At 63.2% G+C, this 14,166-nt stretch carries 12 protein-coding genes; 2 read left to right on the forward strand and 10 right to left on the reverse strand.

Features of this window, described 5'->3' with window-relative positions:
* Nucleotides 1-63: 63 nt before the first annotated feature.
* The 10 genes from AB5Y50_RS17420 to nrfA form a co-directional block, all read right to left on the reverse strand.
* Nucleotides 64-1,584 carry a cryptochrome/photolyase family protein gene (locus AB5Y50_RS17420; RefSeq protein ID WP_128342352.1) on the reverse strand — a complete coding sequence of 507 codons (1,521 nt, stop codon included), beginning with the start codon at nt 1,582-1,584 and terminating at the stop codon, nt 64-66.
* On the reverse strand, nt 1,584-1,724 hold the full coding sequence (locus AB5Y50_RS17425) for a DUF2256 domain-containing protein (RefSeq protein WP_080768040.1): 141 nt from the start codon (nt 1,722-1,724) through the stop codon (nt 1,584-1,586). Before AB5Y50_RS17425 ends, AB5Y50_RS17420 begins: the two co-directional genes overlap by 1 nt.
* Nucleotides 1,725-1,886: 162 nt before the next feature.
* Entirely contained in the window at nt 1,887-2,807 is a 921-nt protein-coding gene (locus AB5Y50_RS17430) for a serine hydrolase (RefSeq protein WP_029314613.1), read from the reverse strand.
* Nucleotides 2,808-3,157: 350 nt separating this feature from the next.
* On the reverse strand, nt 3,158-4,348 hold the full coding sequence (gene nrfF, locus AB5Y50_RS17435) for a heme lyase NrfEFG subunit NrfF (protein WP_368163102.1): 1,191 nt from the start codon (nt 4,346-4,348) through the stop codon (nt 3,158-3,160).
* Nucleotides 4,345-4,944 (reverse strand): DsbE family thiol:disulfide interchange protein, encoded by a 600-nt coding sequence (locus tag AB5Y50_RS17440; RefSeq protein WP_368163104.1) that lies wholly within the window; start codon nt 4,942-4,944, stop codon nt 4,345-4,347. The genes nrfF and AB5Y50_RS17440 overlap by 4 nt, the downstream gene beginning before the upstream one ends.
* Entirely contained in the window at nt 4,941-6,902 is a 1,962-nt protein-coding gene (gene nrfE, locus AB5Y50_RS17445; protein ID WP_368163106.1) for a heme lyase NrfEFG subunit NrfE, read from the reverse strand. Before nrfE ends, AB5Y50_RS17440 begins: the two co-directional genes overlap by 4 nt.
* Before the next feature lie 162 nt (nt 6,903-7,064).
* Entirely contained in the window at nt 7,065-8,018 is a 954-nt protein-coding gene (gene nrfD / locus AB5Y50_RS17450; RefSeq protein ID WP_128342359.1) for a cytochrome c nitrite reductase subunit NrfD, read from the reverse strand.
* An 87-nt stretch (nt 8,019-8,105) separates the two neighbouring features.
* On the reverse strand, nt 8,106-8,798 hold the full coding sequence (locus AB5Y50_RS17455) for a 4Fe-4S dicluster domain-containing protein (RefSeq protein ID WP_128297224.1): 693 nt from the start codon (nt 8,796-8,798) through the stop codon (nt 8,106-8,108).
* On the reverse strand, nt 8,795-9,388 hold the full coding sequence (gene nrfB, locus AB5Y50_RS17460; protein WP_128342362.1) for a cytochrome c nitrite reductase pentaheme subunit: 594 nt from the start codon (nt 9,386-9,388) through the stop codon (nt 8,795-8,797). The genes AB5Y50_RS17455 and nrfB overlap by 4 nt, the downstream gene beginning before the upstream one ends.
* A gap of 51 nt (nt 9,389-9,439) precedes the next feature.
* Nucleotides 9,440-10,885: an ammonia-forming nitrite reductase cytochrome c552 subunit gene (gene nrfA, locus AB5Y50_RS17465; protein WP_200164964.1), complete on the reverse strand. Its 1,446-nt coding sequence runs from the start codon at nt 10,883-10,885 to the stop codon at nt 9,440-9,442.
* A gap of 738 nt (nt 10,886-11,623) precedes the next feature.
* Here nrfA and AB5Y50_RS17470 point away from each other — a divergent pair.
* Together AB5Y50_RS17470 and AB5Y50_RS17475 are read left to right on the forward strand one after the other, a co-directional pair.
* Entirely contained in the window at nt 11,624-11,818 is a 195-nt protein-coding gene (locus tag AB5Y50_RS17470; protein ID WP_213319250.1) for a hypothetical protein, read from the forward strand.
* 57 nt (nt 11,819-11,875) lie between these two features.
* A partial coding sequence (locus AB5Y50_RS17475; RefSeq protein WP_368163109.1) for an Ig-like domain-containing protein occupies nt 11,876-14,166 on the forward strand: 2,291 nt, incomplete at its 3' end.

Consider the following 14,166-nt stretch of genomic DNA (forward strand, 5'->3'; position numbering starts at 1 on the left):
CATTTTGTTAACTGGCTCTCAATGTTGTCATTTGCTCACTTTCTGGCATGAAATCCGGTCGATTCAGAGCCGCTCCAGATGGAGCAGATGATGCTCTGCCGTCGTCAGGATGGCTTGCTGCTGTTCTGTGGTTTGGCCATCCCAGTTGGCATAGGGCAGGGCGAGGCGAGGGTTGTTGCCAAGTTTGTCCCGGTTGCGCCAGAGAAAGTGCCAGTAGAGGCTGTTGAAGGGGCAGCTGTCCGGCCCGCTGCGGGCCTTCACTTGATAGTGACACCCCTTGCAGTAGTGGCCCATCCGCTCGAGATAGGCGCCGCTGCTGGCGTAGGGCTTGCTGCCCATCAGACCGCCATCGGCAAACTGGCTCATGCCGCGGGTGTTGGGCAGCTCCACCCACTCGATGGCATCCACATAGATACCCAGATACCAGGCATCCACCTCGTCAGGGTGGATCCCCGCCAGCAGGGCGAAGTTGCCGGTCACCATCAGCCGCTGGATATGGTGGGCATAGGCGTGCTCCAGAGACTGTCGAATGGCGTGACGTACGCAGGCCATGCTGGTTTCTCCATTCCAGAAAAAACCGGGCAGGGGTCGCTCGGCCCCGAGAAAGTTGGTGCGCTGATACTCGGGCATCCTTTCCCAGTAGAGGGCGCGGACAAACTCGCGCCAGCCGAGGATCTGGCGGATGAAGCCCTCCACCTGCGCCAGGGAAATGGTGGCCTGATTGGCCTGCCAGTGAGCTTGCGCAGCGCGGATCACCTCGAGGGGATGGAGCATCTTGCTGTTCATGGAAAACGACAAGCGGCTGTGGAACAGGCTCCAGCCCCGTTCGCTCAGGGCGTCCTGATAGCGACCGAAGTGGGGCAGGCAGTGTGCAAGGAAGTGTTCAAGCAGTGCGCGGCTCTGGCGCCGGGTGATGGGCCAGGGCAGGGCGCTGGCATCGGCTGTGCCAAGGGTGGCAATGCCGTGGCGGGTCAGCATGGCATCGATGTCGCTCACCTCGTTGGCAAAGGTGAGGGGCGCCGGGATGGGTCGGGTCGCCGGCAATTTGGCGCGATTCTCGGCATCGAAGTTCCAGCGCCCCCCAAGGGGCTGGCCGCGCTCATCGAGCAACACCCGGTACTGCTTTCGCAGGGCGCGGTAGAAGAACTCCATCCGGCTGTGGGGGTAGCGTCGCCAGCCATCGCGGGGGGTGAGAAAATGTTCGCTCTCCACCTCAGCGGTCGGGATGGCAAGGCCTGAGGCCCACTGGGTCAGCTGGCTTGCAAGGCGCCACTCGTCCGGGCTCTGCCAGGCGAAGCGCTCGGCCTGATGCGCTTCTAGCTGGGCCGCCAGCAAGCTCGGCAAATCGGGCCAGGGGGCGCTCTCATCGAGAGTCAGGTAGCAGACCCGGTGGCCCGCCTGGGTGAGGGCGGCGGCGAAGGCGCGCATGGCGGCAAAGAAGGCGAGCACCTTCTGGCGATGGTGGCGGCAGTAGTCCGTCTCCTGGCGCAGCTCCGCCATCAGGTAGCAGACAGCGGGATCCGGCGTGCGAAACCAGCTGTGACCTGCGTTCAGTTGATCTCCGAGAATGAGGCGCAGCTCCATCAGGGGTGCTCCTTCCGACGACGGCAGCGTTCGCTGCAATAGCGCACTTCCTGCCAGCAGCGGGCCCACTTGCGCCGCCAGGCAAAAGGACGCAGGCAGACGGGACAGATCTTCTCGGGTAGATGGGGTTTGAGGTGCATGTGGCGGCCCTGTTGATGCCCTTGGTTTCTCTCTGCCTCCTTAACGAAGCACCATACGGTCGGGATCACCGGGGGAGCAGAAAGAGGCAGCAGGGGGGTGATTGCCACTCATGAAAAAGGCCCCCGCACCTGCCGGTTCGGGGGCCCTTGTTCTCGTAGCCGTTACTGGCTGCTGAAGAGCCTGGGCTGGGGAGTGGACTGCGCCGTCAGGGTCATGCGGCCCGAGGTTTCCAGCCAGCTCTTGATCTTTCTGGCATCGGCGACCCGTTCATCCGTGGTGTTGGCGTGAAGCAGCACCATGACCACGGGCTCGTTGTTGACCCGGGTTCCCATGACCAGGCAGCGCCCCGCCTCGCGGATATAACCGGTCTTGGAGACCAGAATGGGCCAGCTTCCTTCCCGTACCAGGCGGTTGGAGTTGAGGTAGTGCAACTGGCGCTTGCCGTTGCGTACCAGACGCTGCTCGGAGGCGGTGTACTGGCGGATCAGCGGGTAGGTGGATGCGGCGGCAGCCAGTTTGGCGAGATCGTGTGCGGTGGAGACGTTGCGGGGGTTGAGCCCGGTGCTGTCGGCGAAATGGGTGCTCCACATGCCGAGCATGCGGGCCTTGGCATTCATTGCCTCGATAAAGGCTTTGCGGCCACCCGGGTAGTGCCGTCCCAAGGCGGAGGCGGCGCGGTTTTCAGAGGACATCAGGGCGATGTGCAGCATGTCGGCGCGACTCAGACGCGAGCCTACCGCGAGGCGCGACCCCGTGCCCTTGAGTCTGTCCACGTCATCCATGGTGACGGTGAGGGTCTCGTTGAGGCGCTGATTGCCATCCAGTACCACCAGCGCTGTCATCAGCTTGGTGATGGAGGCGATGGACATCACCCGGTTGGCGTTGCGCTCTGCCAGGGTCTCGCCGGTTTTCGGGTTGACGACCACGTAGGCATCGGATCTCAGCGGCAGGTTGCTGCGGGGTTCGAGCAGGCTGTTGGTGGAAGAAGAGGTCGCAGAAAACGGGTTGGCATGGGCGCTTTCCATGCTGGCGGGAAGGAGGAAGGCGCCGAGCAGCAAGGGAAGAAAAGGACGAAGGTTCATGATTTGACTCTACTACGACTCACAGGGACATTTGGCTAAGTTATATGACGGTAATTGACGCTTCACAACGTCTGGTGGCCGGATATTTCCATTTTATGGGTTGGCGCACCTTGAAATCCCCCGCATCGGGGCTATTGGGCCCGATAAAGGGAGTCATAGAGGCCTGTCAGGCCATGCCAGACACGCCACCACGGGGGCGCACTATATGCTGGTGAGGGGCGGGATGACGACTCTTTTTGCACCTTTCGGCGCCTTGGGATGATGAAAAGGTTGTTCATGGCGACCATGGCGATAAAAACGGTGCCCGGCAGGGAAGATGGCCCGCTGCATTATCGCCGTTTTGCCCCGCTTCATCCTCCCATCATCCGCGCGGTCTGAATGGCCTGGATCAACGCGGTCCGGTTGATACGGGGTCGCTCTTCATCGAGCAGTTGCTGCCACAGCGCAATGGCCTGGCTGTAGCGACCATGCAGGAAGTGATCGGAGGCGAGCAGCATCAGGGCGCTCACCTCGCCTTTGTCCTGCTTGAGGGCGCTCTCCAGCAGGCGGGTTGCCTCGGGAGTCAGCTGCTGGCCCGCCTGATAGTAGAGCACGGTAGCCTGTGCGGCTTGGGTCGCCGCGCTGGCGCCCCCTTCTTGCAGGGCGAGGCGCTGGTAGGCGAGCAGGGCATTGTCGTACTCGTCCCGATAGAGATAGAGCTGGCCGAGCGCCGCCCAGCCGTCGAGATCGGCGGGGTTCGCTTGCAGACGCTGGTGCAGGGCGCCCAGCTCCTTGTCCTGCAGATTCCGCGGGCTCAATCCCGCCAGCGGATCGGGGCGCGACTGATAAGCCTGCCACGCCTGATAGCGGCCGGTGCCGGCATAAATACCTGCCATCAGCGCCAGCAGCAGGCCCCCAAGCAGTATCCAGGTGCGCAGCCAGAGCTGCGGACGAGCGGTGCGATCTCTTACCAGCCGCTCGCGCAGGGCCTGCTCGGCAGGTGGGGTGGCGTTGGCGAGGCGGGCCAGCTCCAGCTCCCGGTAGAGGCGGCTGTGGGGGGCAAGCCCCGCCTGCTGCTCGGCCATGATCAGCCGGTTCAGCTCGGCCCTGGGGTCCTGGGCGAGCGCCCCCTCGGCTCTGTCGCCGACAAGCGGCACCCGCGCCGGTTGCCGGCGATGCAGGCTCCTGCGCAGGCGATTGAGCGCCAGCAACAGCAAGAGGGCGGGGCCGCCCCACAGCAGCGCCGTGCTGCGCTTGAAGGGGGGATCGTAGCGCACGAAGTCGCCGAAGCGCTCCGTCATGCGGGCGATCACCTGCTCATCAGACTGTCCCTCGTCCACCCAGCGGTAGACCTCAAGCCGCAGATCCCGGGCGATGGGGGAGTTGGACTCCACCAGGTTCTGGTTCTGGCACTGGGGGCAGCGCAGGGCACGGGCCAATTCCTGAGCACGGGTCTGCCGCTCGGGGTGGCGAAACTCATAGGTGTCGACCCCGCTGGCAAGGGCCCCGAGGCTCAAGGCCAGCAAGAGTGGCGCGATCAGGGCGTGGCCGAGACGGCTCATGGCTTGCTCTCCTGCACTTGTCTCTCTACTTCTCTCTCCGCTTCTCTTTCCACTTCGGGCTGGCTGGCGGTGTTGCTGCGGGCCTTTGCAAGCTGGGGGGCAAACTGGCGTTGCCAGACTTCCCGGGTGAGCTCACCCGTGTGGCGGGTCAGCAGGGTGCCGTCGCCGGCGAAGAGATAGGTCTCCGGCGTGCCGTAGACGCCGAGCTCCAGTGCGAGTCGGCCGTCGGGGTCGGCCAGCACGGCGCGATAGGGGTTGCCCGCCTGGATAAGCCAGGCGCGGGCGGCATCTACCTTGTCCCGGTAGTTGAGGCCATAGAGGGGCACGGCGCTGACCAGCTCACCCAGCAGCGGATGCTCGGCGCGGCAGTTGGGGCACCAGCTGGCCCAGACGTTGAGCACGAAGGGCTCCCCCTTGAGTGCCGCGGTGTGGATGGGGGCGCCACCAAACAGATCGTCACTCTGCCAGGCGGGCAGGGTGCGCCCTGCGACGGCCTCATCCTGGCTGTAGGGGTTGTTGCCAAGGCCGAGCCAGAGCAGGGTACAGAGCCCCAGGGTGAGCACGAGCGGCACGAACAGGCGCAGACGAGTGTTCATAAGGACTCCTGTTCAAGCCGAGGGGAGGGGGCGGTAGCTGGCGCAGGATGGCTAGCCAGCAGCGGCCGGCGGGCGAGCAGGCGCAGGGCACCGCCCGTCATCATCAACAGGCCACCGAACCAGATCCAGCGCACCAGTGGCTTGTAGTGCAGCCGCATGGCATAGGCGCCGGGTCCCATCTTCTCGCCAAGCACCACGTAGAGATCGCCGAGCAGTCCCCATTTGATCCCGGGTTCGTTCATGTTCATGGTGCGCACGCTGTAGTGGCGCCGCTCCGGGGTGAGCCGCGCCACCTCTTTACCGTCCTTGTGCACGCTGAGAGTGATGCGCTCGGCGGTGTAGTTGGGGCCGATGATGGGCTCGCTCCCCTCATAGCGAAACGCGAAGGCGCCGAGCCGATAGGGCTGGCCTGCGGCGAGTACCGCGCCCCCCTCCTGACTGTGGTGACTCACCTGCGCGATGCCTAGGGCACACACCGCTACCCCGAGATGGGCCAGCAGGCTGCCGAGCCGATAGAGGGTGAGCTCGCGCAGGGCGACTGGTTGCAAGAGCGGGAGCAGCAGGCTGGCCATCAGCCAGAGGCTCAGCACGTTGGCCGCAAGCCCCAGCCAGCTTGCCCGCAGCGGTTCGGGATAGGCGAGGCTCAGCAAGGTGCCCCCCAGCAGGCCAAACAGGCATGGGAGCAGCACCTTGATGCGGCGCTGGGCAGCCAGATGCTGCCAGCGCAGGCGCGGCAGCTGGGTCATGAGCGCCATCAGGCAGAGGGCCAGCGGCACGAAGATGGTATTGAAATAGGGGGCGCCCACCGAGAGCGAACCCAGATGGAGCGACTGAAACACCATGGGGTAGAAGGTGCCGAGCAGCACGCTGGCGCAGGCCACGCAAAGCAGCAGGATGGCGGCGCCGAGCAGCCCCTCTTTTGACAGCAAGCCAAAGCGGGCATAGGGAGCGCGAATGTCCGCCCGCAGAGCAAACAGGGTGAGGGCGCAGGTCAATAGCAAACCGAGCAGCAACAAGAGGGTGAGGCCGCGGCTGGGGTCGACCGCAAAGGCGTGCACCGAGGTGAGCACCCCGGAGCGCACCACGAAGGTGCCGAGCAGGCTTAAGGCAAAGGTAAAGATGGAGAGCAGCAGCACGGCGTGACCGTAAGCGCCGCGCTTCTCGCACACCACCAGGGCGTGCAGCAGGGCGGTGCCGAGCAGCCAGGGCAAGAGGGAGGCATTTTCCACCGGATCCCAGAACCACCAGCCTCCCCAGCCGAGCTCGTAATAGGCCCACCAGGAACCCAGCACGATGCCGGCGGTGAGAAAGACCCAGGAGCCGAGCGCCCAGGGGCGGCTCCAGTGGGCCACGGCGCCATCGAGCCGACCCGAGTGCAGCGCCGCCATGGCGAAGGCGAAGTTGACCGCAAAGCCGACGTAACCGAGATAGAGCAGGGGCGGGTGGATGATGAGGCCGATATCCTGCAGCATGGGGTTGAGATCGCGCCCCTCCAGCGGCCCTGGGAACTGGCGGTCAAACGGGCTGGAGAAGATCAGGGTATAGAGGCCGAACAGCCCGACGATCAGCCCCATGATGGCCAATACCCGGGTTGTGATCAGCGGATCGACCCGTTTGGAGCAAAGGGCCACCAGCGCGCCCCACAGCCCCAGCGCAAAGACGAAAAAGAGCATGGAGCCCTCGTGGCCGCCCCACACGGCCGCCAGCTTGAAGCCAAGGGGCAGGGCGCTGTTGGCGTGCTGGGCCACATAGACCAGGGTGAAGTCATCCTGGCCAAAACAGCTGGCGAGCAGCAGCAGGGCGGCCCCGAGCAGGAGCGCGACCAGGATGGCCAGCGGCTTTGCGCAGCCCAGCAGCGGGCATGAGGCGAGCCGCAGCCCCAGCCAGGGCAGGGTGCCTTGCAGCAGGGCGAGCCCGGTCGCCAGCAACAGTGAGAGATAGCCGAGCTCCGCCAGCACACAACCTCCAGTCAATCATTCGTCTATGTTATGCCGCAGCGTCTGCACCGTACCGGCGCTGGGGGATAACATCCACATTTCTGGCAACAATCAATCGCAACAACTCATCGCAACAAATAAGCGCCAGTCACCCGAGGGTGGCTGGCGCTGGTGAGCATACCTTCAAACTACCGTCATCTGGCCGGCGTAGAGCACGAAGTAGCGCAGCAGCAGGATCCCCACCAGGGTCAGGCTGCAGACCAGTACCAGATAGCCGTTTTTGGCCCGCAGCGGCGCGGGGGCCAGCAGGGCCAGCAACTGGGGCAGCAGCATGCCGATGCCCACTACCCCGAGCCAGAACACCTGAGCCCAGAAGCCGCTGCCGATGGCGGCCCACATGGCTGCCTCCTTCTGGCCGCCACCGAAGTAGAGGCCGGTAAAGAAGCAGACCAGCAGCAACACCTCCACCGCCAGTACAGGCCGCTCGAAGCGGTGGACAAAGCTCACTCCCTGGCTGTGATGGTTCTCCTTGAACAGGGTGACCGCCAGCAAGATGGTGGAGGCGATGCCGGAGCTGACGCCGGAGATGAGGAACAGCACCGGCAGCACCGGGTTGTTCAAGAGCGGATAGGTCTTGAGCGCGGAGAGCAGAAAGCCGGTGTAGGCCCCCAAGAGCACGGCAAGCAGCAGCAAGAGCGGCGCCAGCAGCCGCTCGATGCGGGCAAGCCAAGCGATGAGATTATCCACAAAGGCGAACTTCTCTTGCAGCAGGTGACTGCGCAAGGTCTCGATCTCGGAGCGAAACACCACTGCCAGCCAGGCGAACAGCACCGCCATGTAGACCTGGAACAGCATGACCCCCATCGACATCACGGAGTCGAACTGGTAGTGGAACATCAGCTTCCAGAAGGTCCAGGGACGGGCCAGATGGAAGATGAGGATCAGTAACCCCAGCACCACGCTCACCGGCGCCAGAATGGCGGTCGCCTTGATGATGCCGCTCTCGCTGCCGGCCCCCTTGCGGCGCAGCAGCACCGAGAGGGTGGTGGCCCCGGCGGAGATGCCGAGCAGGAACAGATAGATAGCGATGGGCCAGTCCCACACCAGCGAGGAGAAGTGAAATGCGTCATGCAACATGATCCATTCCTCCTTCTGTTACTGCGGTAGATGGCGATCGGACAAATCCCCAGACAAGGGAGGGGAAGTGAAACGCCTCTTGCATGGTCATGACTTTATCTCCCCTTTGGGCACGCGGTACATCTTGGGCGAAGTGCCGAGTGCCTGCTTGTAGCGATAGGTGGTCTCCTTCACCAGCCGTTTGGCGATGGGGCTGTCCGGGTCATCCAGATTGCCGAACACCAGCGCCTTGGTGGGGCAGGATTCCACGCAGGCCGGCTCCTTGCCCGCCGCCAGGTTGGTCTTGCGGCAAAAGTCGCACTTGTCGGCCACCTTGGTCACAGGGTTGATGAAGCGCACCTGATAGGGACAGGCGGCCAGACAGTACATGCAGCCGACGCAGAGATCCGGGTTGACGTCGACGATGCCATCCTCCTTGCGGATATGGGAGGCACCGGTCGGGCAGACGTGCACGCAGGGGGCGTTGTCGCAGTGCTGGCAGGACTTGCGAAAGAAGTGGTACTCGGCATCAGGGAAGGTGCCGATGGGGCCGGAGCGGATGATCTCGAGGCGCGAGACCCCCTCTGGCACCTGATTCACCTCCCGGCAGGCATCCATGCAGGCGGTACAGCCGATGCAGGCCGTCTCGTCGTGGAGCATGCCAAAGCGTACCCCGTCGATGGTCTGGCTGTGGGCGAGGGTAGTGGCAAGGGAGCGGGAGTTGGCACGAGCAGCCCCCGTCATCATGATGAGGGCCCCCGCGCTCATCCCCGCCATGAAGTGACGGCGAGAGCAGCTCATTGTACCTCCTTGCCCGAGGTGGTGTTCGCCTTGGCCGCCTTGACGGCCTCATGCTGCTTGCTGTGGCAGTCGACACAGAGCTTGATGCGGGACTTCTCCGGAATAGCCACCATGGGCTCCTTGGCCGGGTGCAGCTGGTGGCAGCTGGTGCAGGTGAGCTTGGTGGCGTGCACGTCGTGGGCCCAGAGCGCCTCGCGCAGCGGTTTGGGTTCGTGACAGCTCATGCAGACCCCGTTCTGCTCGGCGATGGGGTAGCTCTCGGTACTCTGTTTGTCCTTGAAGCTGTCGCTAAAGCGCATCACATCCTTGACCCCTTCCCGGTGTTTGGGGGAGGGCTGACCGTGGCAGTTGGTGCAGGTTACCGGCGCCAGGTTGTTGGGGTTGGTCGCCTGGCCGTGCTTGCCGTGCATGCCTTCGACCTGCTCCTTGTGGCAGTCGGTGCAGGCCTTGTCGGCACTGCGCAGAAATTCCACTTCATGTGTAGTCGGTGCCGGGGCGGTTGCCGCATCGGCCGCCTGGCCCTGCAGGCTGGTCAGCAGCATGGCTGCCATCAGCATCAATCGTAAGAAATCCATCGTTAAATCACCCATAGGAAGCCTCCATCCGGCTGCGGGCCCGACACTGCGGGCCCGCATGCCTCGTCATTGTGCGAGCCGTCCGGCCGCTTTGGCCTCGGCATCCCAGGCGGGGACTGTGGTCTTGAGGAACTGGGCCTTGTCGCTGTTCATCTGCTTCATGTCCATGCCAAGAGCGGCCTGGGCCTTCTCCTTGCTGGAGATGTCAGGAATGGCGATCTCGTGGCTGATCCCCTTGGCGGCCAGCAGGCGTGCCAGCTTGGTGCGGGCGTCGGCGGCCTTGTCCAGGGCGGTTCCCAGCATGCGCAGCGCCACTTCCGGGGCGTGCATCTGCACCCCGTGGGAGGCGATGGAGAAGTCCCAGCGCCATTGGGCGTGACGGATGTCCTGCAGAATGTCCTTCATCTCGGCCTCGGTGGCGCCGGCATCCCAGGCGGCCTTGGCTTCAAAGTGGGCGTGCACCAGCTGCTTCTCGACTTTGAGCTTGATCTCGGTGACGGCATCCTTGCGCTGCTTGACCACCCCTTGCAGCATCTCCTTGCTCTGGGTGTGGCAGTTGCGGCAGGTCTGATCGAAGCGATCGAAGGGGTTGCCTACCTTGTGGTCGGTGTAGACCTTGCCTTGCTCGTTCTGCACCTTGGGCATGTGGCAGTCGACGCAGGCGACGTTGTTCTGGCCGTGAATGCCGGCGCGCCAGGTCTCGTACTCCGGATGCTGGGCTTTGAGCATGGGGGTCTTGGAGAGGGCATGGGTCCAGTCGGCAAAGCCAATCTCGTCGTAATACTCTTCCATCTGCTCAACAGTCGTACCCTTGTCCCAGGGGAATTTCACCGCCTTGGTGGGGCCGCTGAAGTAGTACTCCACGTGGCACTGGCCGCACACCTGAGACTGCTGATCGAAGCGTCCCTGCTCCTTGAACGGCTTGCCGATGGCGGTCATGGCCCGGTCGGCATAGGGACGGGAGAGGTGCAGGGCGGGTTTCCCTTCCTTGAACTCTTTCGAGGCGGTGTCGTGGCAGTCGGCGCAGCCGATGGTGTTGACGATCTCCGGTCCGCCTTTTGCCCACATGCCCTTGAAGTAGCCATCCTCACCCTTCTCGTCGATGACGCGGGCCACGTCCGGGCCTTTGCAGCTCCAGCAGGCCATGGGCAGCGGACCGTCTTCGGCAGTCTTGGGGGCGCCGGTACGCAGGGTTTCCCGCACGTCGGTCAGCGCATAGAAGTGGCCGCGCGGCTTGTTGTAATCCTTGGAGAAGGGGTAGCCGGCCCAGAGCACCACCATCTGCGGATCTTCCGCCAGGGCGTCGGTGCGCTCGCGGCTCTCGCTGGTGCCTTTCCAGCTGGTGAACTGATCGGCGTGATCCTTGGCGAACAGCTCGCTGCGCGCCTCGATCTTGCCCTTGTTTTGTGCCTCGTCGGCCGCCTGTGCCAGACTGCCTGCGCCCAGCAGGGCGGTCAGCAGCAGGGCTGCCAGCCCTGGTCGAAATAGCTTGTCATATGAACCCACGGTCATCACTCCCAGATAAAAGTCCATGTCGGGCCTGACCGTTCCATCTTGGTGTGGACATCTGTGCTCATCATCGACGGGCATGGCAGGCCGATCCATTGTTATGGCTGCATATAAATCGGTGTTTATGCAATTGCTCGGGGGAATAATACCAAATGGGTAAAATGGATAATCATTTATCCCCGTGGGAGTTGCGCTAGATCAATTGAGGGGGGGGGAGGGATGCCAAAAGTGCGATCCAGGTGGAATTATTGAACCTCATCCGAGGGTTATTTCCACCCGTTCTCTTTTGATGAAAATAGGTAAAATCGATGTTCATCATGTTGGCGAGGAGGGCTGGGCGAGAGGCGGCGGAGAGATACACCGCATGCAGAGAGAGAATAAACTGCTGATATTGAATTTAAATTCAATATTAAGCTTGCGAAGGGGTGAGGGGGAGGCTTCGGTTTTCCATCACCATGGTCCCTGTCAAGGGACTTTGTGACAGAAGCTGTCGTAGAAATGGGTACCAAGAGAGCCATCTGTTTTCATGAAAGGGAAAATAAGGGCTTTATTCCAGCATATTCGCGGCTTGATAGCGTCTTATTGAATTTAATAGGACGGTTGGCGGCATTTACTTTCGATATTTTCGAAAATGACGAAGGGTTATAGGGGGTGATTGACGGTAAAATAGCCGCCTGTCACGGAGACTTTCCCTTTACGCTTCATGTGCTGCGAAGTCTGTGTTTACCCGTTGGAGGATATATGGCCGAGCTGCGAATCGATAAACCGACTCTTATTGCCAAGGTGGAGGGCGCTGTGTTTGTGATGGATGCGGACGGCTCTTTGCGCCGTGCCACCCCTGGCATGCAACTGGAGCCCGGGATGCGCCTGCTCACCGAATCCGACGGACAGGTGGAGCTGGCGGAGGCTGGCAGCGAACGCCCCGAGCCCACCTAGCCCGAGGCGGTACTGCCCGCCGGTGCCGATGCCGAGCTGGCGAGCCTCCAGGAGGCTATCCGTCAGGGGGCTGACCCGACCGAACTATTCGAGGAGACCGCGGCCGGTAACGCGGCGGCCGGTACGGTTGGCGGTGTGGCCGGCTCCAGCGCCAGCGGTTTCGTGGTGGTGGATCGCATCAATGATGCGACCCTGGCCGAGGCCGGATTCGATACCGGCCACGAGGCGCGCCAACCGGGTGATGATCTCCTCTATGTGGAAGATCAGGATCTGCAGGCCTATATCACCATCACCGAGCCCCAGACCGCCGATAACATTATCAATGCCGACGAGGCGACCGGCGTCATCATCCGCGGCTTTGTCGAGGATGTGGAAGTCGGCCAGACCGTCACCGTCACCCTGATAGATCAGGATGGCAACCGCCTGACCACCACCACAGTGGTGCTGCCCGGCTTCGTCTGGGAGGCAAACTTCGGCGACGTCACCGGCAAACTGGTGGACGGCCCCCTGACCATCCAGGCCGATACCCAGGACGCGGCCGGCAACCGGGCCAGCGACACCGGCCAGACCCTGCTCGACACCATCACCACCATTACCCTGGATTTGGCGGACGAGAGCGACACCGGCACCAGCCAGACCGATGATCTGACCCGCGACACCACACCACTTCTGCAAGGGAAGGGGGAGCCTGGCGCTACCGTTACCCTGACCCTGGAAGGCAAGGTGATGGCCGTGCTCACCGTGGATGGCAACGGCAACTGGCAATATCAGATCCCCGATACCCTGGCCGATGGCCCCCATGATTTTCGCGTCGATGCGGTGGACATCGCGGGCAACCGGGCCAGTGACACCCTGACGGTGACGGTGGATACCCGTGCCGCCATCGACATCGACGATCTCGATACCGACAGCATTCTCGGCCATGACAAGGTCACCCTGAGCGGCAGTACCACGGACGTGGAGGCGGGGCAGCGGGTGACCATCACCCTGGTTGGCCAGAATGGCCAGACCCTCTTCAGCGGCAGTGCCCTGGTGGGCAGTGACGGCCGCTGGCAACTGGGAGGCCTGGATCTCTCCAGCATCCAGGGCCCCTACGAGGTACGCGCCGAGGTGACGGATCTGGCGGGCAACCGGGTGATCGACGGGGCTCCTCTCATCGGTCAGAGCGACGTGCTTACCCTCTCCGAGGCGGATCTCGCCAAGGGACCGGTGAGTGCCACCGGATCCCTGCACACCGGAGCCGGGCTTGATGGCAACCTGCAGGTGAGTTTTGCCGCCGATCAAGGTGCCCTCAATCAGCTTGGCTTGACCAGCCACGGGACGGCGCTCGCCTACCAGGTCAGCGGCCAGACTTTCACCGCCAGCGCAGGGGGCGTGACCGTCTTCACCCTGACCCTGGCCAACGACGGCAGCTATCGCATCGTCTGGAACCAGAGCCTGGATCACGGCCAGGATAGCCTGAGCCTGCCCTTTGCCCTGGAGTACCGCGACAGCGACGGGGATCGGGTGAGCGCCAATCTCACCGTCAACCTGGTGGACAGCACACCGCCGGACTTCACCATCGCCCCCATCAGCCTCACGGAGGATGATTTCACCAATCCGGCGGCGGTGGTGGGACAGAGCCAGTTCGTGGTGGGCCATCAGTCCGATCCCTTGGTGGCAACAAGTGCCGTCTTCGCGGATCAGAGTGCAACCCTGGCCCGTCTCAACGGCAGCGGTATCAGCAGCGACGGCCACGCCTTGACCTTCGAATTCACCGGTGATCGCCTGCTGACGGGTTATTACCTGGATGGCAATGGCAAGCGGGTCGAGGTGCTGAAGGCCGAGCTGACCGCCAGCCAACATGGCAGTGATATCGACGGCAATGTCACCGTCTCCCTCAATGGGCCTCTGGATCACCAGGGCAGCGACCAGCTCTCCCTCGGGCTCACCGTTTCCGCCAAGGAGATCGACGGCGACGAGACCCGCGCCGATCTGGTTGTCTCCATCAGCGACGGTGTGGATCCCCGCCTTGGCATCGACAGCGGGGTCACCTTGCAGGAAGGGGCCTCAGGCCAGACCCTGGATGGCCAGTTGCCGGTGAGCGTGGGCAGCGATCGCCTGGTGTCGCTCAACTTCGAGGCGAGCCAGCCTGGCCTGAATGGCCTCACCAGCGGCGGCCAGCCGACCCACTATCAGGTCAACGGCAACGTCATCACCCTGCTGGATGCGGGCGGCAAGACCATTCTGACCGTGACCCTGGGGCTGGATGGCAAGTACCAGGTGGTGCTCGACGGCGTGCTGGATCAACCGGTCAGCACCAACAGCGTCAACCTGGGGTTGCAGGTGCAAGGCACCGATTTTGACGG

The sequence above is a fragment of the Aeromonas sp. s6 genome (assembly GCF_040907815.1).
Taxonomy (GTDB): Bacteria; Pseudomonadota; Gammaproteobacteria; order Enterobacterales; family Aeromonadaceae; genus Aeromonas; species Aeromonas caviae.

Bases quoted from the DNA above. Each gene is read 5' to 3' on its own strand.
- AB5Y50_RS17425 (WP_080768040.1), bottom strand. From the start codon at position 1,724: ATGCACCTCAAACCCCATCTACCCGAGAAGATCTGTCCCGTCTGCCTG.
- AB5Y50_RS17420 (WP_128342352.1), bottom strand. From the start codon at position 1,584: ATGGAGCTGCGCCTCATTCTCGGAGATCAACTGAACGCAGGTCACAGC.
- nrfF (WP_368163102.1), bottom strand. From the start codon at position 4,348: ATGAGCCGTCTCGGCCACGCCCTGATCGCGCCACTCTTGCTGGCCTTG.
- AB5Y50_RS17455 (WP_128297224.1), bottom strand. From the start codon at position 8,798: ATGAGCTGCTCTCGCCGTCACTTCATGGCGGGGATGAGCGCGGGGGCC.
- nrfB (WP_128342362.1), bottom strand. From the start codon at position 9,388: ATGGGTGATTTAACGATGGATTTCTTACGATTGATGCTGATGGCAGCC.
- AB5Y50_RS17470 (WP_213319250.1), top strand. From the start codon at position 11,624: ATGGCCGAGCTGCGAATCGATAAACCGACTCTTATTGCCAAGGTGGAG.
- nrfD (WP_128342359.1), bottom strand. From the start codon at position 8,018: ATGTTGCATGACGCATTTCACTTCTCCTCGCTGGTGTGGGACTGGCCC.
- AB5Y50_RS17440 (WP_368163104.1), bottom strand. From the start codon at position 4,944: ATGAACACTCGTCTGCGCCTGTTCGTGCCGCTCGTGCTCACCCTGGGG.
- AB5Y50_RS17430 (WP_029314613.1), bottom strand. From the start codon at position 2,807: ATGAACCTTCGTCCTTTTCTTCCCTTGCTGCTCGGCGCCTTCCTCCTT.
- nrfA (WP_200164964.1), bottom strand. From the start codon at position 10,885: ATGACCGTGGGTTCATATGACAAGCTATTTCGACCAGGGCTGGCAGCC.